Genomic DNA, 22,473 nt, shown 5'->3' on the forward strand with positions numbered 1-22,473 from the left:
CAGCCGCGGGCCAGTATCCCGGGCTTCGTCCCGCCTTGAAGTCCCGATTTGCCCCTGGGGAGAGCAATGTTTTCATTCAGCGACCTGTTTCAATGGGACCGCTTCATCACGCCGACGATCATCAAGACCTTCTACTGGCTTGTGATCGCGCTGATCTGCCTGTTTGGCCTCTCCGGCATCTTCTCGGGGCTCGCTGCGATGGCGATCAGCCCGTTCGGCGGTTTCCTGGTGCTGCTGTCGTCGATCGCGAGCGTCGTGGTCGGCATCGTGTTCTCGCGCATCGTCGCGGAGCTGATCCTGATCGTGTTCCGCATCAACGAGCATCTCGGCGCGATAAGGGATCAGGGCGGCGGGATGCGGTGAGGCCGGTCTCGTAGGGTGGGCAAAGCGAAGCGTGCCCACGATCTTTCTCAACAGCGACAAATGGTGGGCACGGCGCGATGCGCCTTTGCCCACCCTACGGCATCGGTTTTCAGCTTACGTATTAAACCTGAAATGCATCACGTCGCCGTCGGCGACGACGTAGTCCTTGCCTTCGAGCCGCAGCTTGCCGGCATCGCGCGCGCCGGCTTCGCCGCCGAGCGCGACGTAATCCTCGAAGGCGATGGTCTCGGCGCGGATGAAGCCCTTCTCGAAATCGGTGTGGATCACGCCGGCCGCCGCGGGCGCCTTGGTACCGCGATGGATGGTCCAGGCGCGGGCCTCCTTCGGGCCGACGGTGAAATAGGTGATGAGGTCCAGCAGCGTGTAGCCGGCGCGGATCAGGCGGTCGAGGCCGGCTTCCTCCAGCCCCAGCGTCTCCAGGAACTCGGCGCGCTCCTCCCGCGAAATGGTCGCGATCTCGGATTCGATCTTGGCGGAGATGACCACGGCGACCGCGCCTTCCTTGGCCGCCTGCTCCTCGACCGCCTTGGAGAAAGCGTTGCCGGTCGCGGCCGAGCCTTCCTCGACGTTGCAGACGTAGAGCACGGGCTTCGACGACAATAGGCCGAGCATTCCGAAGGCGCGCTCCTCCTCCGGCTTGCGTTCGACGAGGCGCGCGGGCTTGCCCTCGCGCAACAGCACCAGGGTGCGGTTCACGAGGTCGAGCTGCTCCTTGGCGTCCTTGTCGTTGCCCTTGGCCTTCTTGGTCAGGTTGTCGACGCGCTTCTCGAGGCTGTCGAGATCGGCGAGCATCAGCTCGGTCTCGATGGTCTCGATGTCGGCGAGCGGAGCGATCTTGCCCTCGACATGGGTGATGTCGGAATCCTCGAAGCAGCGCACCACATGCGCGACGGCGTCGACCTCGCGGATGTTGGCGAGAAACTGGTTGCCGAGGCCCTCGCCCTTGGAGGCGCCGCGCACGAGGCCGGCGATGTCGACGAAGGTCAACCGCGTCGGGATGATCTGTCCGGACTTGGCGATGGCGGCGAGCTTCTCCAGCCGCGGATCGGGGACGGCGACCTCGCCGACATTCGGCTCGATGGTGCAGAACGGATAGTTCGCAGCCTGCGCCGCGGCTGTCTCGGTCAGCGCGTTGAACAAGGTCGACTTGCCGACATTGGGCAATCCGACGATCCCGCATTTGAATCCCATGGTCTCTTCCAGTCTTCGCGCCGCGGGCGCGTGCGTTCGTTGAAGTCGTCATGCCCGGCCTTGTGCCGGGCATCCACGTCCTTCGCTCCGCGGAGAAAGAAAGGCGTGGATGGCCGGGTATCTGACGCAAAGACGCGCTTCGCGCTTGTGCCCGGCCATGACGGAGAGAGATCAGTTCGATTTCTCTCCGTTGTCGTCCTTGGTCAAAAATCCCTTGGCCTGCATGGCCAGATGAACCCTGTTGGCAAAGGTCGCGTCCGTGCCCTTGGCGACGAGACCTGCGTGCTCGGCGACCGCCTCGCACAGCGTCATCACCCAATCGTTGTCGGCCTTGGCGAAGTCCGACAGCACGTGGCCGTGCACCAGTTCCTTGACGCCGGGATGACCGATGCCGAGGCGCACGCGGCGGTAGTCGTTGCCGATATGCGCCGAGATCGAGCGCAGCCCGTTGTGTCCGGCGATGCCGCCGCCGATCTTCACCCGCACCTTGCCCGGCGGCAGTTCGAGCTCGTCGTGAAACACCGTGACGTCGCCGGCCGCGATCTTGAAGAAGCCCGCCGCCTCCTGAACGCTACGGCCGGACTCGTTCATGTAGGTGGTCGGCTTGAGCAGGATCACGCGCTCCGTGCCGAGCGCACCTTCCGAGGTCTCGCCCTGAAAGCGGCGGCGCCACGGCGCGAAGCCGTGACGTCGCGCAATCTCGTCGACCGTCATGAAGCCGATATTGTGCCGGTTACGTGCGTATTTCGCGCCGGGATTGCCGAGCCCAACAAAGAGTCGCATGACGCGGCGCGCCCCTCGCTCGGCGCGCGGTCAGGGACCGCGCGCGCCAGCCTTGAGAGATTACTTCTTCTTGTCGCCGCCGGCGGGAGCCTTGGCAGCCGCAGCCGGAGCAGCAGCGCCCGCAGCCGGAGCTGCCGCAGGAGCAGCGCCCGCGGCCGGAGCCGCGCCACCAGCAGCCGCCGCAGCAGCAGCCTTCTGCTCTTCGGCGTAACCGGACGGCGGCACGATGGTGACGAGGGTCGCGTCCTCGCGGGTCAACGCCTTCACGCCGGCCGGCAGCTTGATGTCGGTCAGATGCAGGGAGTGACCAATCTCGAGGGAGCCGACATCGGCCTCGATGTATTGCGGAATGCTCTCGACGCCGCATTCGAGCTCGATCGCGTGAGCGACGATGTTGACGGTGCCGCCGCGCTTCACGCCCGGAGACGTTTCGGCCTTCACCACGTGCAGGGGCACGCTGATGCGGATGGTGGCGCCTTCGCCGAGCCGCATGAAGTCGACATGGATCGGGAAGTCCTTGACCGGGTCGAGGTGATAATCGCGCGGAATGACGCGGTGCTTCTTGCCCTCGAGGTCGATGTCGACCAGCGTGGTCAGGAACCGGCCGGCGAGGATGCGCTGGCGGAGCTCACGATCCGCGATCGAGATCGTGACGGGGGGCTGGTTGTTGCCGTAGATCACTCCGGGCACTCTGCCGGCGCGACGCTCAGCCCGGGCGGCCCCCTTGCCGCTCTTCGGACGTGCGGTCGCCTTCAATTCCTTGACGGTCGTCGCCATGTCGTTAAGTCCTTGTTTTTGCAAAAGTTAATGGGCCGCAGCGCGGCCCATGACATTGTCCGCAGCAAGCCTCCAGGGGTGCGGGGGCCGCGGACGTGGCGGGCTTTTACCCGGAAGATGCGGAAATGACAAGGAGAATGGGCTGGCACCCTCCCCTGGAGGGGGAGGGTCGATCGCGCGAAGCGCGAGCGGGGTGGGGTGACAGTCTCTCCATCGAGGCGGTGCCCAAGTGGAGAGATCACCCCACCCCGGCGCTGCGCGCCGACCCTCCCCCTCCAGGGGAGGGTTCAGAGAGACCGCGCCTTACGTCGGGGTCCCCCCGAGCTTGGCCTCCAGCGCCGCGATCCGCGCCTTCAGCGCCTCGTTCTCCTCCCGCGCCAGGCGCGCCATGTCCTTGACCGCCTCGAACTCCTCGCGCTTGACGAGGTCCATGTCGCGCAGGAATTTTTCGGCCTGGGTGCGCATCACCGTGTCGAACTCGCGCTTGACACCCTGGGCGGCACCGGCGGCATCGTTCATCAGGCGGCCGATCTCGTCGAAAAACCGGTTGTTGGTCTGGGTCATGTCGGTCTCCGATAAACTTTGCGCGAACGGTCGAGAGACAATGGCAATCTGGAGGGAATGGTTCAAGGGCCGATCGGCGGTATCCTTGTCATCGACCGGTTTCCTTGCAATCGTATTCAACTGCCCTGCATAAGAAGAATCACACGCGTCTGCCGGCGCGCTATCGCCGCAATCCCGTCTGGACATAGAAGGCGCGATGCCCTTCCTGCTGATCGATTTTCCCGCCTTCCAGCCGATCGCGTTCGAGATCGGTCCGTTCGCGATCCGCTGGTATGCGCTGGCCTATATCTGCGGCATCGTGTTCGGCTGGCTCTATGCGCGCGCGCTGCTCAAGAACCGGCGGCTGTGGGGTGGGCCGGCGCCGATTTCGCTGGTGCAGATCGACGACTTCATCCTCTGGGTGACGCTCGGCATCATCCTCGGCGGCCGCACGGGCTACGTGCTGTTCTACAACCTGCCATTCTTCATCGATCATCCCGCCGCGATCTTCAGATTGTGGGAGGGCGGCATGTCGTTCCATGGCGGCTTCCTCGGCTGCGTCGTCGCGGTGATGGTGTTTGCCTATCGCAACGGCATCTCGATCCTGTCGCTCGGCGACATCACCACCGCAGTCGCGCCGGTGGGGCTGCTGCTCGGGCGCATCGCCAATTTCATCAACGGCGAATTGTGGGGACGCGCCACCGATGCGAGCCTGCCCTGGGCGATGATCTTCCCCAACGACCCCACGCAGCTGCCGCGGCATCCGAGCCAGCTCTACCAGGCCGGCATGGAAGGCATCCTGCTGTTCACCGCGCTCGCGGTCATGATCCGCTTCGGTGCCTTGAAGCGGCGGGGCATGATCCTCGGCGCCTTCATCCTGCTCTACGGCCTCGCCCGCATCGCCGGCGAGCATTTCCGCGAACCGGACGCGCAACTCGGCTTCCTCTGGGGCGGATTAACCATGGGCATGCTGTTGTCGATCCCGATGCTTATCGTCGGCCTCATACTTATCGTATGGGCTGTCAGGCGCGGTGCGCCGAAACCCGTCCGGGCCATTCGTTAATTCATTTCGAGAAGATAGCCGTGAGCGAACAGCCGCTACTCAACGAGATCAAGGCGCTGATCAAGTCCTCCGGGCCGATGCCGGTCTGGCGGTACATGGAACTGTGCCTGATGCATCCGCGCCACGGCTATTACGTCTCGCGGGATCCGCTCGGGCGCGAAGGCGACTTCACCACCGCACCCGAGGTCAGCCAGATGTTCGGCGAGCTCCTGGGGTTGTGGACCGCCTCGGTCTGGAAGCAGATGGGCTCGCCGCAATTCCTGCGGCTGATCGAGATCGGTCCCGGCCGGGGCACCATGATGGCGGATGCGCTGCGCGCACTCCGCGTGTTGCCGCCGCTCTACCAGGCGCTTCACATCCATCTGGTCGAGGTCAATCCAATCCTGCGGGAACGGCAGAGCGCGACGCTCGCTAACGTGCGCAACATCGCCTGGCACGACAGCATCGACGAGGTGCCGGAAGGCCCCAGCATCATCCTCGCCAATGAATATTTCGACGTGCTGCCGATCCACCAGATGATCCGCCACGAGCACGGCTGGCACGAGCGCGTGATCGAGCTCGATGCCAATGGCAGGCTTCAGTTCGGCGCAGCGCCGGAGCCGACGCCGCGCTTCGAGGTGCTACTGCCGCCTTTGGTGCGCGCCGCCCCCGTGGGCGCCGTGTTCGAGTGGCGCCCCGACGGCGAGATCATGAAGCTCGCCACGCGCGTGCGCGACCAGGACGGCGCGGCGCTGATCATCGACTACGGCCATCTGCGCAGCGATGCCGGCGACACCTTCCAGGCGATTGCGCGCCACACCTTCGCCGATCCCCTGAAGGCGCCAGGCCAGGCCGACGTCACCGCCCATGTCGATTTCCAGGCGCTGGCGCGCGCAGCCGAGGATGTCGGCGCGCGCGTGCACGGGCCGGTGACGCAAGGCGACTTCCTCAAGCGGATCGGCATCGACACTCGCGCGGCCGCCTTGATGCAGAAAGCCGCGCCCGAGGTCGCCACCGACATCTCGGTCGCGCTCAAGCGCCTGACCGATACCGGGCGTGGCGGCATGGGCTCGATGTTCAAGGTGCTCGGCATCTCCGAGCCGCGGCTGACGGCCCTTGCCGGCCTCAGCGATCTCGAACAGGCGGGAGAGACCTGATGACGCTGGCTTCGTCGCTGCTGTCCGCCGTGCCCGGCCTGCGCCATGCCTTCTTCACCCGCGAAGGCGGCGTGTCCGGCGGCATCTATTCCGCGTTGAACGGCGGGCTCGGCTCCAACGACGACCAGGCCCTCGTCGCGGAAAATCGCCGCCGCATGGCCGAGCATGTCGGCGTTGCGCCGGAGCGCTTCCTCAGCCTGCACCAGATCCATTCACCCGACGTGCTCGTGGCTGATGCGCCATGGCCGGGCGGTCCGCGGCCGAAAGGCGATGCGCTGGTGACGAAGACGCCCGGCATCGCGCTCGGCATTTCCACCGCCGATTGCGGCCCGGTGCTGTTCGTCGATCCCCATGCCCGCGTGATCGGCGGCGCCCATGCCGGCTGGAAGGGCGCGCTGACGGGCGTGCTGGAGGCAACGATCTCGGCGATGGAGACCCTCGGCGCCACGCGTGGCGGCATCATCGCCGCGATCGGCCCCCTGATCCGGCAGGACAGCTACGAGGTCGGCAACGAGTTCGTGGCGCGCTTCATCGAGGCGGATGCGGACAATGCAATGTTCTTCATCCCGTCGGTGCGCGAGGGCCATGCGATGTTCGATCTCGCCGGCTTCATCCGGACGCGGCTGGAGGCCGCCGGCATCCTGATGATCGACGATCTCGGGCTCGACACCTATTCCGACGAACGCTTCTTCAGCTATCGCCGCTCGGTGCATCGCAAGGAGCCGGATTACGGCCGCCACGTTCACGCGATTGCGCTGGAGGGGTGAACACAGGGGCAACCCCGTGTCATTCCGGGGCTCGCGACTTGTCCGCCGAAGCTCGAAGAGCGAAGGCGGAAGCGAGAACCCGGAATCCATTGTGCAACAATCGATGCGGCGAAATGGATTCCGGGCTCGCGCCAAGTGGAGCGCCCCGGAATGACGGTGGGGATGTGTCGCGCCTGCCCTAGACGTTAATGCGTTTTAACGATATCGCTGCCCTCCATAATGAGGGACGCGTCATTCATCTTGGGCCGCGCGGGTTCGCGCGTGCTGGCGGTCATGCTGGTGGCCGCGGCGACCGCGCTGGGCGGCTGCGCTGGGGGCGGCGGTGCCGCCAATTCCTATGCGATGGCGCCGGGCGGCGGCAGCGGGGCGACTGTGGCCTTCGAATCGATCGACGGGCCGCCGCCGCAGGTGTTCGACCGCATGGTCGGTGTACTCGACAGCGAATCCAAGCTGCGCAGCCTGTCGGTCGTTTCCCGCGAGGGCGCGGCTGCCTATCGCGTGCGCAGTTACCTCTCCGCCCAGGTGGTGCGCGGCAAGACCGTGATCGCCTGGGTCTGGGACGTCTACGACGCCAACCAGCAACGGGCGCTGCGCCTCTCCGGCGAGGAACCGACCTCGGCCAAGGGCGGCCGCGATCCCTGGCAAGCCGCCGACGATCTGGTGCTGCGGAAGATCGCCCAGGCCGGATTCAGCGGACTTTCCAACATGATCAACGGAACGCCGGATGCGCCCGGCGCCGCTCCGGCGTTGCGGGGACCAGCCGTGGCAAGCGTCATGAGGGACGCCCCGGCGCCGGACATGCCGGCATCAGTGCTCGGCTATGCTGAGCAATAACCTCCGCTCAACCACGGCCTCAGTTTGCGGCCAAGCCGTTGGCCCGACTCGGGATTTCAAAGGGAAAACGTAGCATCCCGGGTTGCCATTGCAGCCTTCCGCCTGATATTGCCTCGCCCGTCGTAACCGTGCTGCCTGTGGGTATTCTCCGATGTTGAATGTCGTATCCAGCAAAGCGCGGGAGGAAGCGTCCATGTCGGCCAAAAACGGCTCCATCAAGCTCGTCGCCGGCAACTCCAATCCGGCCCTCGCCCAGGCCATCGCGCAGGGCCTGGATTTGCCGCTGACCAAGGCGGTGGTGCGGCGCTTCGCCGACATGGAGATCTTCGTCGAGATCCAGGAGAACGTCCGCGGCTCGGATGCCTTCATCATCCAGTCGACCTCGTTCCCGGCAAACGACCATCTGATGGAGTTGCTGATCATCACCGACGCGCTGCGCCGCTCCTCGGCGCGCCGCATCACCGCGGTGCTGCCCTATTTCGGCTACGCAAGGCAGGACCGCAAGTCCGGTTCACGCACGCCGATCTCGGCCAAGCTCGTTGCCAACCTGATCACGCAGGCTGGCGTCGACCGCGTCATGACGCTCGACCTGCATGCCGGCCAGATCCAGGGCTTCTTCGACATCCCCACCGACAACCTCTACGCGGCGCCGCTGATGGTGCGCGACATCAAGGACAAGTTCGACCTGTCCAAGGTGATGGTGATCTCGCCCGACGTCGGCGGCGTGGCCCGCGCGCGCGGCCTCGCCAAGCGCATCAACACCCCGCTCGCCATCGTCGACAAGCGCCGCGAGCGTCCCGGCGAGTCCGAGGTCATGAACGTGATCGGCGACGTCGCCGGCTACACCTGTATCCTCGTCGACGATATCGTGGACTCCGGCGGTACGCTGGTGAATGCGGCCGACGCACTGCTCGCCAAGGGCGCCAAGGACGTCTACGCCTACATCACCCACGGCGTGCTCTCGGGCGGCGCGGCGGCGCGCATCTCCGGCTCCAAGCTGAAGGAGCTGGTGATCACCGACTCGATCCTGCCGACCGATGCGGTGACCAAGGCGCCGAACATCCGCACGCTGCCGATCGGCAGCCTGATCTCGGACGCGATCGCGCGGACGGCGGCGGAAGAATCGGTGTCGAGCCTGTTCGACTGATCGTTTCATCCCGTCATTCAGTCCCCTCGGAGAGACGAGCCGGGGGCTTCAGCTCACCGTGCGCCCCAATGAAATCCGGGCTCGCGCTTTGCACGTCCATGATAACCGTCCGGCCTACGCCGCGGTCCTCGCCGCAAGTCGCTGCGGGTTGTTGGCGGCGGCGGCCCATGACATCATCCAGTTACCGAACCATTTCTGCCCTCTGGATGCCCGATGCCGCGCCGGAAATTTGCCTGGGAGAAGCTGTCGGATGACGCGTTGCTGAAGCAACGCCTCCGCAGCCTGAAGGTCACGATCGAGGGCACCTGGCTCGAGGACTGTGTCGGGACTCTCTATGAGGAGCTCGAAGAGCGGGGCATCCGGCTGCGGCCGCACACATGGATATCGAGTGAATGGTTCAGCCCGGGCGACGTGCCCGGCATCGCCATCCCCTTCTATCTCGCCCATCCGCGTTTGATGAAGATCGAGAAGAAGATGATGTTCGACGTCGAGGGCGGAACCTGGCGCGAGTGCATGGCCATCCTCCGACACGAGGCCGGGCATGCCTTGCAGCACGGCTACCAGTTGCAGCGGCGGCGGCGCTGGCAACAGCTGTTCGGCCCCTCCTCGAAACACTACCCGCGCTACTACCGGCCTAATCCGGCGAGCAGGCGTTACGTGCAGCACCTTCGGCTCTGGTATGCACAGAGCCATCCGGACGAGGATTTTGCCGAAACCTTTGCAGTGTGGCTGCGGCCGCGCTCAAACTGGCGGACGCGATATGCCGGTTGGCCGGCACTGAAGAAACTCGAATATGTCGACGAGTTGATGGGCGAGATCGCAGGAAAGCGGCCGCAGATCACGACGCGAGAGCGCGTCGACCCGTTGAGCCAGCTCAGCGAGACACTCGAAGAGCACTACAAGAAAAAGCAGGCATTCTACGCGTTCACGCCACCGAAAACCTACGACCGCGACCTCTCCCGGCTGTTTTCGGCCGACGCTCGGCATCATCGGTCGATGCCAGCCGCGACCCTGATCAGGCGGCACCGAGCGCAAATCCGGCAATTGGTCGCGCGGTGGACGGGCGAGAACCAGCTCACGCTCGATGCCGTGCTCGATGACATGATCTCCCGCTGCCGGGATCTCGATCTGCGGGCCGTAGGCCCCGAACAGAAGCTCGTGCTCGATTTCATCGTCCTCGTGACCGCCAAGACGATGCATGCGTTGTTTGGCCCGTCTCGGCGCAAATGGATCGCACTATGAGACGTCTCCGCATTCTGGTGCTGATGCACCCGGACTTCATGCCTCCCGACTCTTCCGAGGGATACACCGCACAGGAAATCAACGTGTGGAAGACGGAGTACGACGTGGTGAGCACCTTGCGCGAGGCCGGCCACGAGGTTCGCCCGCTCGGAGCGCAGGAGGAGATCAAGCCGGTCCGCGAAGCAATCGAGCAATTCAAGCCACACGTGGTCTTCACGCTGCTGGAGGAATTCCACAACAACGTCGCCTTCGACCAGCACATCGCGAGCTATCTCGAACTGATGAAGGTCCCTTATACCGGATGCAATCCGCGCGGCCTTATCCTGGCGCGCGGCAAAGACCTGTCAAAGACGCTGGTGCACCACCGTCGCATCGCGGTGCCGGCCTTCGCCGTTTTCCCGATGCGGCGCAAGGTCAAGCGGCCGAAGCATCTCGCGCTGCCGCTGATCGTCAAGAGCCTGAACATGGATGGATCTGCCGGCATTTCCCAAGCCTCGATCGTCGACACCGACGAAAAGCTCGCAGAGCGCGTCGCCTTCATCCACGATCGGAGCGAAACCGCCGCCATCGCCGAGCAATTCATCGAGGGACGCGAGCTTTACGTCGGCGTGCTCGGCAACAACCGCCTGCGCGTTCTGCCGGTCTGGGAACTGAAATTCGGCAGCATGGGCGGTCGCAGGTCACGCCACATCGCCACCGAAAAGGCCAAGCACGACACCGACTATCAGGAGAAGGTCGGCATCGTCGACGGGCCGGCGAAAGACCTCTCGCCGGAAGTCACCGCGCGCATCCAGCGCGCCGCAAAACGCATTTATCAGGCACTAGGGCTCGACGGCTATGCGCGCATCGACTTTCGCCTCACCGCCGACGGCACGCCGTATTTCATCGAAGCGAATCCAAATCCCGAAATCGCCAAGAGCCAGGAGTTCGCCACGGCGGCTCATCATGACGGGTTCAAATATCCGGATCTTCTGCACCGCATTTTGAGTCTCGGGATCAGCCGGGCAAAGGCGGGTGTATCCTTGGGTTGAGGAAGGGCAGGTAGAGTCCGGTATTGGGCGAAGTTCGGTCCGGGCGGCGCGTCAGCGCCGAACCCGGAATCCTTCTTGCCCAACCCTGTCGATCAATGGATTCCGGGCCCGCGCGACGCGCGCCCCGGAATGACCATCGCCTACCCCACGATCCCCGCTGCGACCTGGCCGCGCAGGCGCTCCAGGCCGTGCAGCGTCTCCGCACAGGCGGCCGCGACCTCGACGCCCTTGATGGCGAAGTGCTTGCGGAAGAAGTCGTAGTGCACCTCGGTCTCGTGGAATTGCTGCGGGGTCAGCACGGCCGAGAACACCGGCACCTCGGTGCGGAGCTGCACGTCCATAAGCGCCTTGATCACGGTGTCGGCGACGAACTCGTGACGGTAGATGCCGCCATCGACGACGAGACCAGCCGCTACGATCGCGGTGTAGCGCCGCGTCTTGGCGAGGATCTGCGCGTGCAGCGGGATCTCGAACGAGCCCGGCACCTCGAACACGTCGACATGGGTGAGGTGGCGGGCTTCCGCCTCCTTCACGAAGGCGATGCGGGCCTCCGAGACCACGTCGCGGTGCCAGCAGGCCTGCACGAAGGCAACCCGCTGCGGCTTGGCGAAGCGCGGATGCTCCGGCACCGGCCCCTGCGGAACCGGCGGCGGCGTGGGTGGGGACGTTTCGGTCGGGGGATCTTGCAACATCTGATTCATGGCTTTCCTCGGTTCAAGGACCAGAATCAGGGCACACGGAACGACAAACAGCCGCATCCTCGCGATGCGTCTGCCAGCGACCGTTCTCTTTCATCCGGACTTTGACCGTCGGCTTCGGAGTTGCACCGAATCTGCTGACCCTTCCGTTCAGGATACCCCTCGCGGAAGGCGCTCGCGGGCTTCAGGCCTTTCGGCCCTTACCGCCGGTGGGGACTTTCACCCCGCCCTGAGAACATCGGCCGCTCGGGATGAACAGCCTGATGGAAATATGCCGCCGGCGAGCAGTCGCGGCAAGCGTGTTCCGCATAGGCAAACCGCATGGTGCCATGCCGCCGCGGCGGTTCGGCCCTCGCAGGGCGGAATTAGCAATGAAGGTCTCTACCCCGCGATTTGATTCCGGTTTGTTCTCCCTGGGGCGGGAATGGCACGACGCCCCGTTAACAATTGTGGCGGAGATGAGCTGTGGACGAACGAGTCCTGGCTTGTGGACGGACTCGCGACCCCGTTGCGCAGATTCCGCAAATCACATCACTTGATCCGCGACAGGCCCGCGCCGATCCGAGGGATCGCAAGAGCGACTCCGAGGGGATTGCAAAGGCTGATCCGAGGGAACGCCGCAGCGACGTTGAGGGAGTGCGCGCCGGGCCCAACCGCGTGCGTATCAAAGACAACAAGAAGGCAAGAGGTCGAGACGGCATGTCCCTGCTCGAAGGCACCATCGATTCCAGAAGCCATCCGCTCGCGGTGGTCGAGGATATCGCTGCCAGCAACAACTGGCCGTTCGAACGCTCCGGCGAGGACGAACTCACGATTGTCTCCAAGGGACAATGGACCGACTACCAGCTCTCCTTCACCTGGATGGGCGAGATCGAGGCGCTGCATCTGGCCTGCGCCTTCGACATGAAGATTCCGCTCGCGCGCCGCAGCGAGGTGCAGCGGCTCGTCGCTGCCGTCAACGAGCAGCTGTGGGTCGGTCATTTCGATTTGTGGACCAACACCGGCATGGTCATGCACCGCCAGGCCCTGGTGCTGCCGGGCGGCCTCACCGCCTCGACCGCGCAGTGCGAAGCCATGCTCGCCGGCGCCATCCACGCCTGCGAGCGCTACTTCCCGGCGTTCCAGTTCGTGGTGTGGGCCGGCAAGACCACGGCCGAGGCGATGGACGCCGCGATGTTCGACACGGTCGGCGAGGCTTAGGGCCTCTACGACGTCGGAGCGCCGACCCTCCCTCCCCACGTCATCCCGGGCAAGCGCGCATAAAGCGCGCGCAGATCCGGGATCCATCCGCGTGATGTCGCTTGTGGCACGCGGCTTGTTGCCGACACCTCGATCCACTAGAACCGCCCGTGGTTATGGATCCCCGCCTTCGCGGGGATGACGCCTGAGTGTGTGGCAGTGGCGATGGCAGACAACCCCCTCCAAAACATTACCGGCACCATCCTGCTCGCCGGCGCCGGCAAGATGGGCGGTGCGATGCTGACCGGCTGGCTGGCCGGCGGGCTCGATCCGCGCCGCGTCGCGGTGATGGATCCGCATCCGTCGCCCGAGATCTCCGCGCTGGCGGCCAAGGGTGTCGTGCTCAATCCCGATGTGACCACCGCCGGCAAGGTCGAGACTCTGGTTGTCGCGGTGAAGCCGCAGATGTTCCGCGAGGCCGGCCCGAAGCTGAAGCAATTCGTCTCGGACGCGACCTCGGTGGTCTCGATCATGGCGGGCACCACGATCGCCTCGCTTGAGCAGGTCTGCGGCGGCGCCGTGGTGCGTGCGATGCCGAACACGCCGGCCGCGATCGGCCGCGGCATCACCGTCGCCGTTGCGGCGAACAAGGTGAGCGCCGCGCAGTGCGCGGTGGCCGATGCGCTGCTGCGCGCCACCGGCTCGGTCGAATGGGTCGAGGATGAAGGTCTCATGGACGCGGTCACCGCCGTGTCCGGCTCGGGCCCTGCCTATGTGTTCCTGCTCGCCGAAGAGCTCGCCAGCGCCGGCGTTGAAGCGGGATTGCCCGAAGCGCTGGCGACAAAGCTCGCGCGCGAAACGGTCGCCGGCTCCGGCGAGCTGCTGCACCAGTCGCAGCTTCCGTCCGCGACGCTGCGCCAGAACGTCACCTCGCCCGGCGGCACCACCGCCGCCGCGCTCGGCGTGCTGATGGGCGAGACGGGCCTGCGCGATCTCATGATCCGCGCCGTCGCGGCGGCGACGCAGCGGTCGAAGGAATTGGCGAAGTAGAAGAATGCAGTAGGGTGGGCAAAGCGAAAGCGTGCCCACGATCTTTATCCATCGTGGAGGAATGGTGGGCACGGCGCTTCGCGCCTTTGCCCACCCTACAATTTCGAGCCTGCGGCTAGCCGCTTGTTGAACATCTCGACATTGACGAGACCGCGGGCATGACGGCCGTCGCCGAGCTTGCGCGTGCCCTCGAACGCCTCGACCTCGAAGCGGATGACGCGGCGCTCGACGGCGACGACCTTTGCCGTGGTGCGTACGGTAGCCCCAACCAGCGCGGCGGCAAGATGGCGGATGTCGACCTCGATGCCGACCGTGACCCAGCCCGGCTGGAGCGCCGAGCGGATCGCATCGCCCGCGGTCATCTCCATTTCCAGGATCATCATCGGCGTGGCGTAGACAAAAGGCATGCCCGGCACGAAATGCCCGACCGTACGCTCGGTCGGGACTACCAGCGTGCGCTCCGCGCTCATGCCAGGCTTAATAAAGTCGCGTGCGTCCATGGTGCTTGCTCGTCATTCCGGGGCGCGCAAAGCGCGAACCCGGAATCCAGAAGTTTGTAGCGCGAGATTCCGGGTTCAGCCCTGGCGGGCTGCCCCGGAATGACGCTAACGCGTCACTTCTTCGCCGCCGCCGCGCGCTCCACGAAGGTCTTGCCGCCCTTCATCTTGTGGCGGAGCGGGGCTTCGTTGATCTGGATGACGACGGCATCGGCGTCGACGCCGAGATTCTTGACCAGCGCCTGGGTGATGTCGCGCATCATGCCGGCCTTCTGCTCGTCGGTGCGGCCCTCGGCCATGCTGATGGTGATCTCAGGCATCGTCGTCTCCCTGCTGCTCTGCTGCTGTCGTCATGGCCGAGCTTGTCCCGGCCATCCATCATTTTGAAGATGGATGCGCGGGTCAAGCCCGCGCATGACAACTGGGGCGAATAGCTATCCCCACGTCACGTCATGGCGCGCCAGTACCTCGCGCACCTTGGCGACGAGATCGACCTCGCTGCACGAGAACTGCGCCGGCCGGCTTTCTCGCCATTCCTGGTTGGAGGCGATCGCAGCCGCCGCCTTGGCGCCCTCGATCAGGTCCTTGACCTGCACCTCGCCCCGCGCCTTTTCATCGGAGCCCTGGATGATCACGCAAGGCGAGTTGCGGCGGTCGGCATATTTGAGCTGGTTGCCCATGTTCTTGGGATTACCGAGATAGAGCTCGGCGCGAATGCCGGCGGTGCGCAAGGATGCCACCATCTTCTGGTAGTCGGCGACCCGGTCGCGGTCGAACACGGTGACGACGACGGGGCCGAATTCCGGCTTGGTGTCGAGCTTGCCGAGCAGCGTCAGCGCGGCCTGCAGACGCGACACGCCAATCGAGAAGCCGGTCGCCGGCACCGGCTCGCCGCGGAAGCGCGAGACGAGGCCGTCGTAACGTCCGCCGCCGCCGACCGAGCCGAACCGCACCGGGCGGCCCTTCTCGTCCTTGGTGTCGAGCAGCAGTTCGACCTCGTAGACGGGGCCGGTGTAATATTCGAGGCCGCGCACGACGGAGGGATCGATCTTGATGCGATCGGCGCCGTAGCCCGATGCCGCTACCAGTTTTGCAATCTCGTCCAGCTCGCTCACGCCGGCCTGCCCCACCTCGCTCTTGGCCAGGTAGGTTTCCGCAGCGGCAATCGCCTCTTTCCAATCGTCGCGCGGCTTGGTGATGGCGAGAACGACGTCGGCTTCAGGCGCGCTCAGATTGGCGCCCTTGGTGAAATCGCCCTTGCCTTCTTCGCCGCCATCCCAGCGTCCGGGCCCGAGCAGCTTGCGCACTTCGTCCGCGGAAAACTTGTCGAGCTTGTCGATCGCACGCAGCACGGTCAGCCTGCGCGCCGCATTTTCCTCACCCGCGAGGCCGATGGCTTCCAGAACGCCATCGAGCACCTTGCGGTTGTTGACCTTCACCACGTACTGGCCGCGCGCAATCCCAAGCGCTTCCATCGTGTCCGCCGCCATCATGCAGATCTCGGCGTCCGCGGCGGGCGTCGCCGAGCCGACGGTGTCGGCGTCGAACTGCATGAACTGGCGGAAGCGGCCCGGGCCGGGCTTTTCGTTGCGGAAGACATAGCCGACGCGGTAGCTGCGATAGGGCAGAACCAGCGCGTCGGTGCCGTAGCGCTCGCCGACATAGCGCGCCAGCGGCGCGGTGAGATCGTAGCGCAGGCTGATCCACTGCTCATCGTCGTCCTGGAACGAGAACACGCCCTCGTTCGGACGGTCCTGGTCGGGCAGGAACTTGCCGAGCGCGTCGGTGTATTCCATCGCCGGCGTCTCCACCGGCTCGAAGCCGTAGAGCTCGTAGACGGCGCGGATCTTCTCGACCATCTCGCGAGTCGCCCGGATCGCGGCGGGATCGCGATCCTCGAGCCCGCGCGGCAGGCGCGCCTTCAGCTTCTGGGGTTTTTTGGGTTTCTCGGCCATGCGCGGCGTTTACCAGCCGGGGCGCGAGGCGGCAACGGGGTGTTAGAGGGCGACGTCATACCGGGGCTCGCGAAGCGAGAACCCGGAATCTCGAGATTCTCAGGTGCGCAATGGCGCACCATAGTTCGCCCCGTGGGCGCCCCGGAATGACGGCCAGCCTCACGGAGTCTCCATCCGCGCCCTCAGGGCATCCGCATCCGCCTTCGGCAGCGATTTCAGCGTCGGCTTGATGGTCTCCCCGCCGACGATCTTGCCGTTGCGCATGAACATCCAGTCCGAGATGTCGGCCTCGGCGAACTTGACCTTGTCGCCGGCCCGCTTGCCCGGGATGTCGCGCGGCTCGTTGGCGAAGCGGCCGGAATAAGTGCCATCCGGCAGCTTCTTCACCTCGCCGATCCAGATATGCTCGCCGCCCTTGCGGGTCGGGAAGCGCACCTTCAGGGCGTGCCCGGTCTCCGTCGGCTTCGCCGAGTCGTAGGAGGCCCAGAACGTCGGCAGCGTGCCGCGGGCGCGCGCGATCGCCGCGTTCATCTCGGGATCGCTGGTGCGCACGTCGACGATCGGCGAGCGGTCTTTAGCTGCGACCTCGGGCGCGGAGCCGATGGTCAGAATGCCAAAGACGGAGACGCTGGTGATGGCGGCGAGAACGATCCACTTGAAGTGCTGGGAGAGCTTGGTTGGCATGATCGCGATGTCCAGGATGCTCGTTGTGTCCTGGCTTTGTCGCATGTCGGCAGCAGCGCGTTCAGTGCGCAAAAGTCCACAAACGCTGCGCTTTTCACCCTGCCCGGAGGGCAGGGGAATCGCATGTAGCTTTTTGAAAGACCTGGGCGCGCGCCTCGCCCTTCGAGACGACCGCTTCGCGGTCCCTCAGGGTGAGGCTGAGCGGCACCGGTGCCCGTCAAAACCAGCGCACGCACGCGGTCCTCGTCCTGAGGGCCTGCCAACGGCGGGCGTCTGGAAGGATCGCCACAGGCGAGATCACTCATATATGCGATTGCTCTGCCCTCCAGAGGAGGGTAGGCGATCAAAACACCTTGCGGATCCAGTTGTGGGGATCGTTGGTGCGGCCGTATTGGATGTCGACGAGCTGCTTGCGCAGGCCCATGGCGACCGGGCCGGCGGCGCCGCCCGAGATCTCGAAGTCGCCGCTGACCGAGCGCACCTTGCCGATCGGCGAAATCACGGCCGCCGTGCCGCAGGCAAAGGCTTCCTTCAGGCGGCCGCTTGCCGCATCCTTGCGCCATTGCTCTATCGAATACGGCTCCTCGCGCACGGTCTTGCCGGCATCGCGGGCAAGCGTGATGATGGAGTCGCGGGTGATGCCGGGCAGGATGGTGCCGAGCGGCGGCGTCGAGATCGAGCCGTCGTCGAACACGAAGAACACGTTCATGCCGCCGAGTTCCTCGACGTAGCGGCGCTGGATCGCATCGAGGAAGACGACCTGATCGCAGCCGTGCTGCATGGCCTCCGCCTGCGCACGCAGGCTGGCGGCATAATTGCCGCCGCACTTGACGGCGCCGGTGCCACCGACCGAGGCCCGCGTGTAGTTCTCGGACACCCAGATCGAGACCGGCGCAGGGCCGCCCTTGAAATAGGAGCCGACGGGCGATGCGATCACCGCGAAGATGTATTCGGATGACGGCTTGACGCCGAGGAAGGTCTCGCTCGCGATCATGAAGGGACGCAAGTAGAGGCTGCCCTCGCCGCCCGGCATCCAGGCGCGATCGATGCGCACGACCTGCTCGACGGCCTCGATGAAGACGTCTTCGGGCAGCTGCGCCATCGCCATGCGATCGGCCGAGTCCTTGAAGCGCCGCGCATTGGCGTCGGGGCGGAACAGGTTCACCCCGCCATCGTCGCGCTTGTAGGCCTTCAAGCCTTCGAAGATCTCCTGGGCGTAGTGCAGCACCGCACCGGCCGGATCGAGCTGGAAGTTGGCCCGCGCCTCGATCTTCGCCTCGTACCAGCCGCCCTTGGCCTGGTTGTAGCGGACGATGGCCATGTGATCGGTGAAGACCCGTCCGAAGCCGGGGTCCACCAGCTTGGCGACGCGATCCTTCTCGGGCGTCGGATTGGATGCGGGCTGGATGTCGAATGTCATGCTCATGTCCTTGCCTCCCGCTGCCGGTGGCGGCGCTGTTGCTGGCGCCGGCCTTGCCCCCGCTTCGGAGCCCGGCTGGCTTGATTGTTTCTGCAGACCGCCACCAGCCTTGTTACGGCCGGTTTCCCGTGGCCAGCATGTCGCCGAGGACATGCTTTTGCGGAAGGCGGAAGTCCAGTATGTTTTGCCGAAATGCCGCTCGACAATCGCACGGTAGATCTGCTTTGGCCGTCGCCGCCTGTCCGGCTCTCTCAGGCCGCCCCTGCTACGATGCCACCCGGTGCGAAACGATCTAAAATTTCGTACTGGTTGATCGTTTTGTAACATTGAACCCAAGATACGTCAATATGCCTGACATAAATTTCGCAAGTGCCGCTCAAGACGCTGCTACGCCTCGGCCGGCCGCAGGCGATGGAGGCAATTTGCGCTGGGATATCATCGAGCTGCTGTTCTTCGCCTACCGCGACTTCGTCGGCGATCCCGACCAGGAGCTGGAGGCTTTCGGCTTCGGCCGCGCCCATCACCGGGTCATGCACTTCGTCTACCGCTATCCCGGGCTCAAGGTCGCCGACCTGCTCGACGTCCTGCGCATTACCAAGCAATCGCTCGGCCGCGTGCTCAAGCAGCTGCTGGACGAAGGCTACATCGTGCAGAAGACCGGCGACAACGACCGCCGCCAGCGCCTGCTCTATGCGACGCCGAAGGGCGAGGCCCTGGTGCAGAAGCTCGCCGGGCTGCAGACCACGCGGATCACCAGGGCGCTCGCCGAGATGGCGCCGCAGGACGCGGAGACCGTGAAGCGCTTCCTCCGCGCCATGATCGACCGCGACGATCCGGACAAGGTGCTCGAGACGATCTTCGCTTCCGTCAACAACGACGCCAAGGAGTGACCGTGCCGCTCGCTGCCACGCTCGCCCGCGGGCCGGTGCAACCGGCCGACGATGCCCCGCATCTCTTGCTGGTCGACGACGACCGCCGCATCCGCGACCTGCTCTCGCGCTTTCTCGCGGCCGAAGGTTATCGCGTGACCACGGCCGCGAGCGCCGGCGATGCACGCTCGAAACTCATGGGCCTGCATTTCGACCTCCTGATCCTCGACGTGATGATGCCCGGCGAGACCGGCTTCGATCTCGCCCGCTTCATCCGCACCTCGTCCTCGGTGCCGATCGTGATGCTGACGGCGCGGCACGAGGCCGAAGCCCGCATCGAGGGCCTGCAGATCGGCGCCGACGACTACGTGGCGAAGCCATTCGAGCCGCGCGAGCTGGCGCTGCGCATCAACAACATCCTCAAGCGCGCCGCCCCGCCGCCGCAGGCCACGACGATCGAGAAGATCGCCTTCGGTCCCTACGTCTACCATCTCGAACGCGGAGAATTGCGCCAGGGCGAGGAGGTCATCCACCTCACCGACCGCGAGCGCGAGATGCTGCGTATACTCGCGGAAACACCGGGCGAGACCGTGCCGCGCAGCGCGCTGACCGGCAATGGCAGCGTCAACGAGCGCGCCGTCGACGTGCAGATCAACCGCCTCCGCCGCAAGATCGAGACCGACCCCGCCAATCCGCTGTTCCTGCAGGCGGTGCGCGGCATCGGCTACCGGCTGGTCGCCTCGCCATAAAATTGAAGCGCGCCAGATGAGCACGATCGACACCGGCCTGACGCTTCTGAAGAGCGCTGCCGGCCGCGTCTCCGCCGTCAATGGCTGGATGGGCAACGCGTTCAAGGGCTGGATGCCGACCGGCCTCTATGCCCGTGCGCTCCTCATCATGATCGTGCCGATGGTGATCCTGCAATCGGTCGTCGCCTTCGTGTTCATGGAGCGGCACTGGAACACGGTGACGCGCCGGTTGTCCGCCGCGGTGGTGCAGGACATCGCCGCGCTGATCGACGTCTACAAGGGTTACCCGCAGGACAAGGACCGCAACGAGATCCGCCGCATCGCGCAGCAGCGGCTCGGCCTCGTGGTCGATTTCCTGCCCGCCGGCGACATGCCGCCGCCGGGGCCGAAGCCGTTCTTCTCGCTGCTCGACCAGACCCTGTCAGTGCAGCTCGGCCGCCAGATCGGCCGCTCATTCTGGATCGATACCGTCGGCCGCTCCAACCTCGTCGAGATCCGCATCCAGCTCGACGATGCCGTGATGCGCGTGTTCGCGCAGCGCAGCGCCGCCTATGCCTCCAACTCGGAGATCTTCCTGTTCTGGATGGTCGGAACGTCCTCGATCCTCCTGATTGTGGCGGTGCTGTTCCTGCGCAACCAGATCAAGCCGATCCTCCGGCTGGCCGACGCCGCCGAGAGTTTCGGCAAGGGGCGCGAGGCCCCGAACTTCAGGCCGCGCGGCGCGCGCGAGGTGCGGCGCGCGGCAGTCGCCTTCCTGGAAATGAAATCGCGGATCGAGCGAACCATGGAGCAACGCACCGCGATGCTCGCCGGCGTCAGCCACGATTTGCGCACCATCCTGACCCGCTTCAAGCTCGAACTGGCGCTGATCGGCGACAGCCCCGAGCTCGACGGCATGCGCAAGGACGTCGACGAGATGTCGATGATGCTGGAGGACTATCTCGCCTTCGCCCGCGGCGACACCGGCGAGCAGTCGCAGCCGACCGACATGGCGCAGGCGCTCGAGGAGCTGCGCAGCGACGCCGAGCGCCACGGCCATACCGCGACGGTCGCTTTCCACGGCTTGCCCGTGGTGACGGTGAAGCCAGCCTCGTTCAAGCGGTGCCTGGCCAACCTCGTCACCAACGCGGCGCGCTACGGCAAGAACATCGCCATCGCCGGCCAGCGCGATCACCGTTATTTGACCGTGACGGTCGACGACGACGGCCCCGGCATTCCCCCGCATTTGCGCGAAGAGGTGTTCAAGCCGTTCCTACGGCTCGACAACGCCCGCAACCAGGACGAAGGCGGCACCGGCCTCGGCCTCGCCATCGCCCGCGACATCGCCCGCTCGCACGGCGGCGACATCACGCTCGGCGACAGCCCGATGGGCGGATTGCGGGCGAGCGTGCGAATACCGGTGTAGCCCTTCTAACTCCTCCCCGTAAGAACGGGGCGAGGGAGCGCACCGTCCGCGCGGCGAGCAGGCCTACTTCGGCAGCAGCGCCTTCAGCTTGTCCATGTCGCGCACGTTCATCTTGAAGCCGCCGGGCATCACGATGTCACCGGGCTTCTGATCCGGCTTGCAGGCTCCCAGCCATTTCGCTTGCAGGGTCGTGGTGGTGTCGCGCCCCGCTGCGCCGGCGACGCCGCCTTGCGCATGCGAGGTCGTCTTCATCGTGTAGGCCGAGTTGAAATCGCCCGTGATCTCGGCATGCGAGGTGGTGGTGACGCCGGCGACGCTGCACTGGGAATCGCTGACATAGCCGGTCGCGGTCTTCTTGATCTCCTGCTTGGCGCAGATCTGCTTGGCCATCGGGGAGACGTTGTTGCTCATTTCCTTGTCGACGGTCTCGTCGGTGCAGTGCTGCATGGTCATCTCGGGCACGGGCGAGCCTGATGTGACCAGCTTCATTTCCCAGAGACCGGCCTTGCGCACCGGCAAATCGTCGGCGCCGGCGCGGCCTGCCGACAGCACAAGGCAAAGCGTCCAGCCGAGCAAAGCGAGTTTGCGCGTCATGCGGAAAATCTCCCGGCAGAGATCAAGTGCGGTTACGACGCCTCAGTACAGCGTGCGGATCGGGCGCTCGGCGGCGCCATAGGGCACCCAGCGGCAGGAAAAGGAGATGTAGCCGCCCTCATAGGCCTGCACGCCGAGGAATTTCACGACCTTGCCGTAACGCGCGCAGTGATCGACCGCGACCTGGCGGGCATCGACCTGGGCGGCCATGGAATAGGCGATGATGCCGCCGGTGTCGTTGCCCTTGAACGGCGGCACGATATCGGCGCGCGCCGGCTGGCTCGCCGTCAGGCCCGAGGCAACCAGGCTGGCGAGAAGACCCGCGGCCGCAATGATTCGCATTACCGTTACTCCAATTGGCTGGTGCCAGTTTACGGTGCCGTGATCGCCATGAAAAGAACTGATGCCCTGCCGGCGGCATCGTTGCAGTCAACTCCCGGCGAAGTGTTGCCGCGCTGCACTTGACCTCCCCCGG

The 22,473-nt window shown here is 65.4% G+C and carries 24 protein-coding genes, 1 pseudogene and 1 riboswitch; of the genes and pseudogenes, 13 read left to right on the forward strand and 12 right to left on the reverse strand.

Annotation, left to right across the window (positions count from 1 at the left end):
• Nucleotides 1–66: 66 nt before the first annotated feature.
• The gene (locus tag AC3WLX_RS30730; protein ID WP_018648333.1) at nucleotides 67–363 is read left to right on the forward strand and encodes a DUF4282 domain-containing protein; all 297 of its coding nucleotides are present in this window, start codon (nucleotides 67–69) and stop codon (nucleotides 361–363) included.
• 114 nt (nucleotides 364–477) lie between these two features.
• On the opposite strand, the gene ychF is transcribed toward AC3WLX_RS30730, so the two are convergent.
• From ychF to AC3WLX_RS30750, 4 genes are all read right to left on the reverse strand, one after another.
• Entirely contained in the window at nucleotides 478–1,575 is a 1,098-nt protein-coding gene (gene ychF, locus AC3WLX_RS30735; protein WP_291627227.1) for a redox-regulated ATPase YchF, read from the reverse strand.
• 171 nt (nucleotides 1,576–1,746) lie between these two features.
• Nucleotides 1,747–2,358 carry an aminoacyl-tRNA hydrolase gene (pth, locus tag AC3WLX_RS30740; RefSeq protein ID WP_291627225.1) on the reverse strand — a complete coding sequence of 204 codons (612 nt, stop codon included), beginning with the start codon at nucleotides 2,356–2,358 and terminating at the stop codon, nucleotides 1,747–1,749.
• A 60-nt stretch (nucleotides 2,359–2,418) separates the two neighbouring features.
• Nucleotides 2,419–3,135 (reverse strand): 50S ribosomal protein L25/general stress protein Ctc, encoded by a 717-nt coding sequence (locus AC3WLX_RS30745; protein WP_291627250.1) that lies wholly within the window; start codon nucleotides 3,133–3,135, stop codon nucleotides 2,419–2,421.
• Between the two features lie 303 nt (nucleotides 3,136–3,438).
• Nucleotides 3,439–3,699 (reverse strand): accessory factor UbiK family protein, encoded by a 261-nt coding sequence (locus AC3WLX_RS30750; RefSeq protein ID WP_291625195.1) that lies wholly within the window; start codon nucleotides 3,697–3,699, stop codon nucleotides 3,439–3,441.
• Between the two features lie 196 nt (nucleotides 3,700–3,895).
• On the opposite strand from AC3WLX_RS30750, the gene lgt reads away from it, so the two are divergent.
• From lgt to AC3WLX_RS30785, 7 genes are all read left to right on the forward strand, one after another.
• The gene (gene lgt / locus AC3WLX_RS30755) at nucleotides 3,896–4,741 is read left to right on the forward strand and encodes a prolipoprotein diacylglyceryl transferase (RefSeq protein WP_492338747.1); all 846 of its coding nucleotides are present in this window, start codon (nucleotides 3,896–3,898) and stop codon (nucleotides 4,739–4,741) included.
• A gap of 20 nt (nucleotides 4,742–4,761) precedes the next feature.
• Complete coding sequence (locus AC3WLX_RS30760) at nucleotides 4,762–5,877, forward strand: class I SAM-dependent methyltransferase (RefSeq protein WP_492338748.1); 1,116 nt, start codon at nucleotides 4,762–4,764, stop codon at nucleotides 5,875–5,877.
• On the forward strand, nucleotides 5,877–6,644 hold the full coding sequence (gene pgeF, locus AC3WLX_RS30765; RefSeq protein ID WP_492338749.1) for a peptidoglycan editing factor PgeF: 768 nt from the start codon (nucleotides 5,877–5,879) through the stop codon (nucleotides 6,642–6,644). Before AC3WLX_RS30760 ends, pgeF begins: the two co-directional genes overlap by 1 nt.
• Nucleotides 6,645–6,863: 219 nt before the next feature.
• Complete coding sequence (locus tag AC3WLX_RS30770) at nucleotides 6,864–7,478, forward strand: hypothetical protein (RefSeq protein ID WP_492338750.1); 615 nt, start codon at nucleotides 6,864–6,866, stop codon at nucleotides 7,476–7,478.
• 193 nt (nucleotides 7,479–7,671) lie between these two features.
• Nucleotides 7,672–8,625 (forward strand): ribose-phosphate pyrophosphokinase, encoded by a 954-nt coding sequence (locus tag AC3WLX_RS30775; RefSeq protein WP_291625204.1) that lies wholly within the window; start codon nucleotides 7,672–7,674, stop codon nucleotides 8,623–8,625.
• Between the two features lie 213 nt (nucleotides 8,626–8,838).
• Nucleotides 8,839–9,867, forward strand: a complete 1,029-nt coding sequence (locus AC3WLX_RS30780) for a putative zinc-binding metallopeptidase (protein ID WP_492338751.1) — start codon at nucleotides 8,839–8,841, stop codon at nucleotides 9,865–9,867.
• Nucleotides 9,864–10,898, forward strand: a complete 1,035-nt coding sequence (locus AC3WLX_RS30785; protein WP_492338752.1) for a D-alanine--D-alanine ligase family protein — start codon at nucleotides 9,864–9,866, stop codon at nucleotides 10,896–10,898. The genes AC3WLX_RS30780 and AC3WLX_RS30785 overlap by 4 nt, the downstream gene beginning before the upstream one ends.
• 140 nt (nucleotides 10,899–11,038) lie before the next feature.
• Here the strand turns inward: AC3WLX_RS30785 and AC3WLX_RS30790 are convergent, their stop codons facing one another.
• Nucleotides 11,039–11,599, reverse strand: a complete 561-nt coding sequence (locus AC3WLX_RS30790; protein ID WP_492338753.1) for a 6,7-dimethyl-8-ribityllumazine synthase — start codon at nucleotides 11,597–11,599, stop codon at nucleotides 11,039–11,041.
• 78 nt (nucleotides 11,600–11,677) lie between these two features.
• Nucleotides 11,678–11,837, reverse strand: a riboswitch (FMN riboswitch).
• Nucleotides 11,838–12,295: 458 nt separating this feature from the next.
• On the opposite strand from AC3WLX_RS30790, the gene AC3WLX_RS30795 reads away from it, so the two are divergent.
• Entirely contained in the window at nucleotides 12,296–12,796 is a 501-nt protein-coding gene (locus AC3WLX_RS30795) for a type III secretion system chaperone family protein (RefSeq protein WP_492338754.1), read from the forward strand.
• Between the two features lie 204 nt (nucleotides 12,797–13,000).
• Nucleotides 13,001–13,825, forward strand: a complete 825-nt coding sequence (proC, locus tag AC3WLX_RS30800) for a pyrroline-5-carboxylate reductase (RefSeq protein WP_492338755.1) — start codon at nucleotides 13,001–13,003, stop codon at nucleotides 13,823–13,825.
• A 95-nt stretch (nucleotides 13,826–13,920) separates the two neighbouring features.
• Here the strand turns inward: proC and AC3WLX_RS30805 are convergent, their stop codons facing one another.
• The 5 genes and pseudogenes from AC3WLX_RS30805 to AC3WLX_RS30825 all read right to left on the reverse strand — a co-directional run bounded on the left by AC3WLX_RS30805 (nucleotide 13,921) and on the right by AC3WLX_RS30825 (nucleotide 18,387).
• Nucleotides 13,921–14,325 (reverse strand): thioesterase family protein, encoded by a 405-nt coding sequence (locus AC3WLX_RS30805; protein ID WP_492338756.1) that lies wholly within the window; start codon nucleotides 14,323–14,325, stop codon nucleotides 13,921–13,923.
• A 113-nt stretch (nucleotides 14,326–14,438) separates the two neighbouring features.
• A pseudogene (locus tag AC3WLX_RS30810) lies at nucleotides 14,439–14,645 on the reverse strand (tautomerase family protein); the annotation flags it as partial.
• Nucleotides 14,646–14,756: 111 nt separating this feature from the next.
• Nucleotides 14,757–16,277 carry a histidine--tRNA ligase gene (gene hisS, locus AC3WLX_RS30815; RefSeq protein ID WP_492338757.1) on the reverse strand — a complete coding sequence of 507 codons (1,521 nt, stop codon included), beginning with the start codon at nucleotides 16,275–16,277 and terminating at the stop codon, nucleotides 14,757–14,759.
• Between the two features lie 159 nt (nucleotides 16,278–16,436).
• The gene (locus AC3WLX_RS30820) at nucleotides 16,437–16,961 is read right to left on the reverse strand and encodes a YegJ family protein (protein ID WP_492338758.1); all 525 of its coding nucleotides are present in this window, start codon (nucleotides 16,959–16,961) and stop codon (nucleotides 16,437–16,439) included.
• 343 nt (nucleotides 16,962–17,304) lie between these two features.
• Nucleotides 17,305–18,387 (reverse strand): branched-chain amino acid aminotransferase, encoded by a 1,083-nt coding sequence (locus AC3WLX_RS30825; protein ID WP_492338759.1) that lies wholly within the window; start codon nucleotides 18,385–18,387, stop codon nucleotides 17,305–17,307.
• Nucleotides 18,388–18,728: 341 nt separating this feature from the next.
• Here AC3WLX_RS30825 and AC3WLX_RS30830 point away from each other — a divergent pair, with 341 nt between their 5' ends.
• Genes AC3WLX_RS30830 through AC3WLX_RS30840 form a run of 3 tightly spaced genes read left to right on the forward strand, consistent with a single transcriptional unit; the run spans nucleotide 18,729 to nucleotide 21,404 of the window.
• Nucleotides 18,729–19,271, forward strand: coding sequence for a MarR family winged helix-turn-helix transcriptional regulator (locus AC3WLX_RS30830; RefSeq protein ID WP_291624687.1), 543 nt, complete (start codon nucleotides 18,729–18,731; stop codon nucleotides 19,269–19,271).
• On the forward strand, nucleotides 19,268–19,999 hold the full coding sequence (locus AC3WLX_RS30835; RefSeq protein ID WP_492338760.1) for a response regulator: 732 nt from the start codon (nucleotides 19,268–19,270) through the stop codon (nucleotides 19,997–19,999). Before AC3WLX_RS30830 ends, AC3WLX_RS30835 begins: the two co-directional genes overlap by 4 nt.
• A 16-nt stretch (nucleotides 20,000–20,015) precedes the next feature.
• The gene (locus AC3WLX_RS30840) at nucleotides 20,016–21,404 is read left to right on the forward strand and encodes an ATP-binding protein (protein ID WP_492338761.1); all 1,389 of its coding nucleotides are present in this window, start codon (nucleotides 20,016–20,018) and stop codon (nucleotides 21,402–21,404) included.
• Nucleotides 21,405–21,467: 63 nt separating this feature from the next.
• On the opposite strand, the gene AC3WLX_RS30845 is transcribed toward AC3WLX_RS30840, so the two are convergent.
• Nucleotides 21,468–21,998: a DUF3617 domain-containing protein gene (locus tag AC3WLX_RS30845; RefSeq protein ID WP_492338762.1), complete on the reverse strand. Its 531-nt coding sequence runs from the start codon at nucleotides 21,996–21,998 to the stop codon at nucleotides 21,468–21,470.
• Between the two features lie 42 nt (nucleotides 21,999–22,040).
• Complete coding sequence (locus AC3WLX_RS30850) at nucleotides 22,041–22,340, reverse strand: hypothetical protein (RefSeq protein ID WP_291624683.1); 300 nt, start codon at nucleotides 22,338–22,340, stop codon at nucleotides 22,041–22,043.
• Nucleotides 22,341–22,473: the final 133 nt, after the last annotated feature.

The sequence above is a fragment of the Bradyrhizobium sp. FW305-F6 genome (assembly GCF_058782905.1).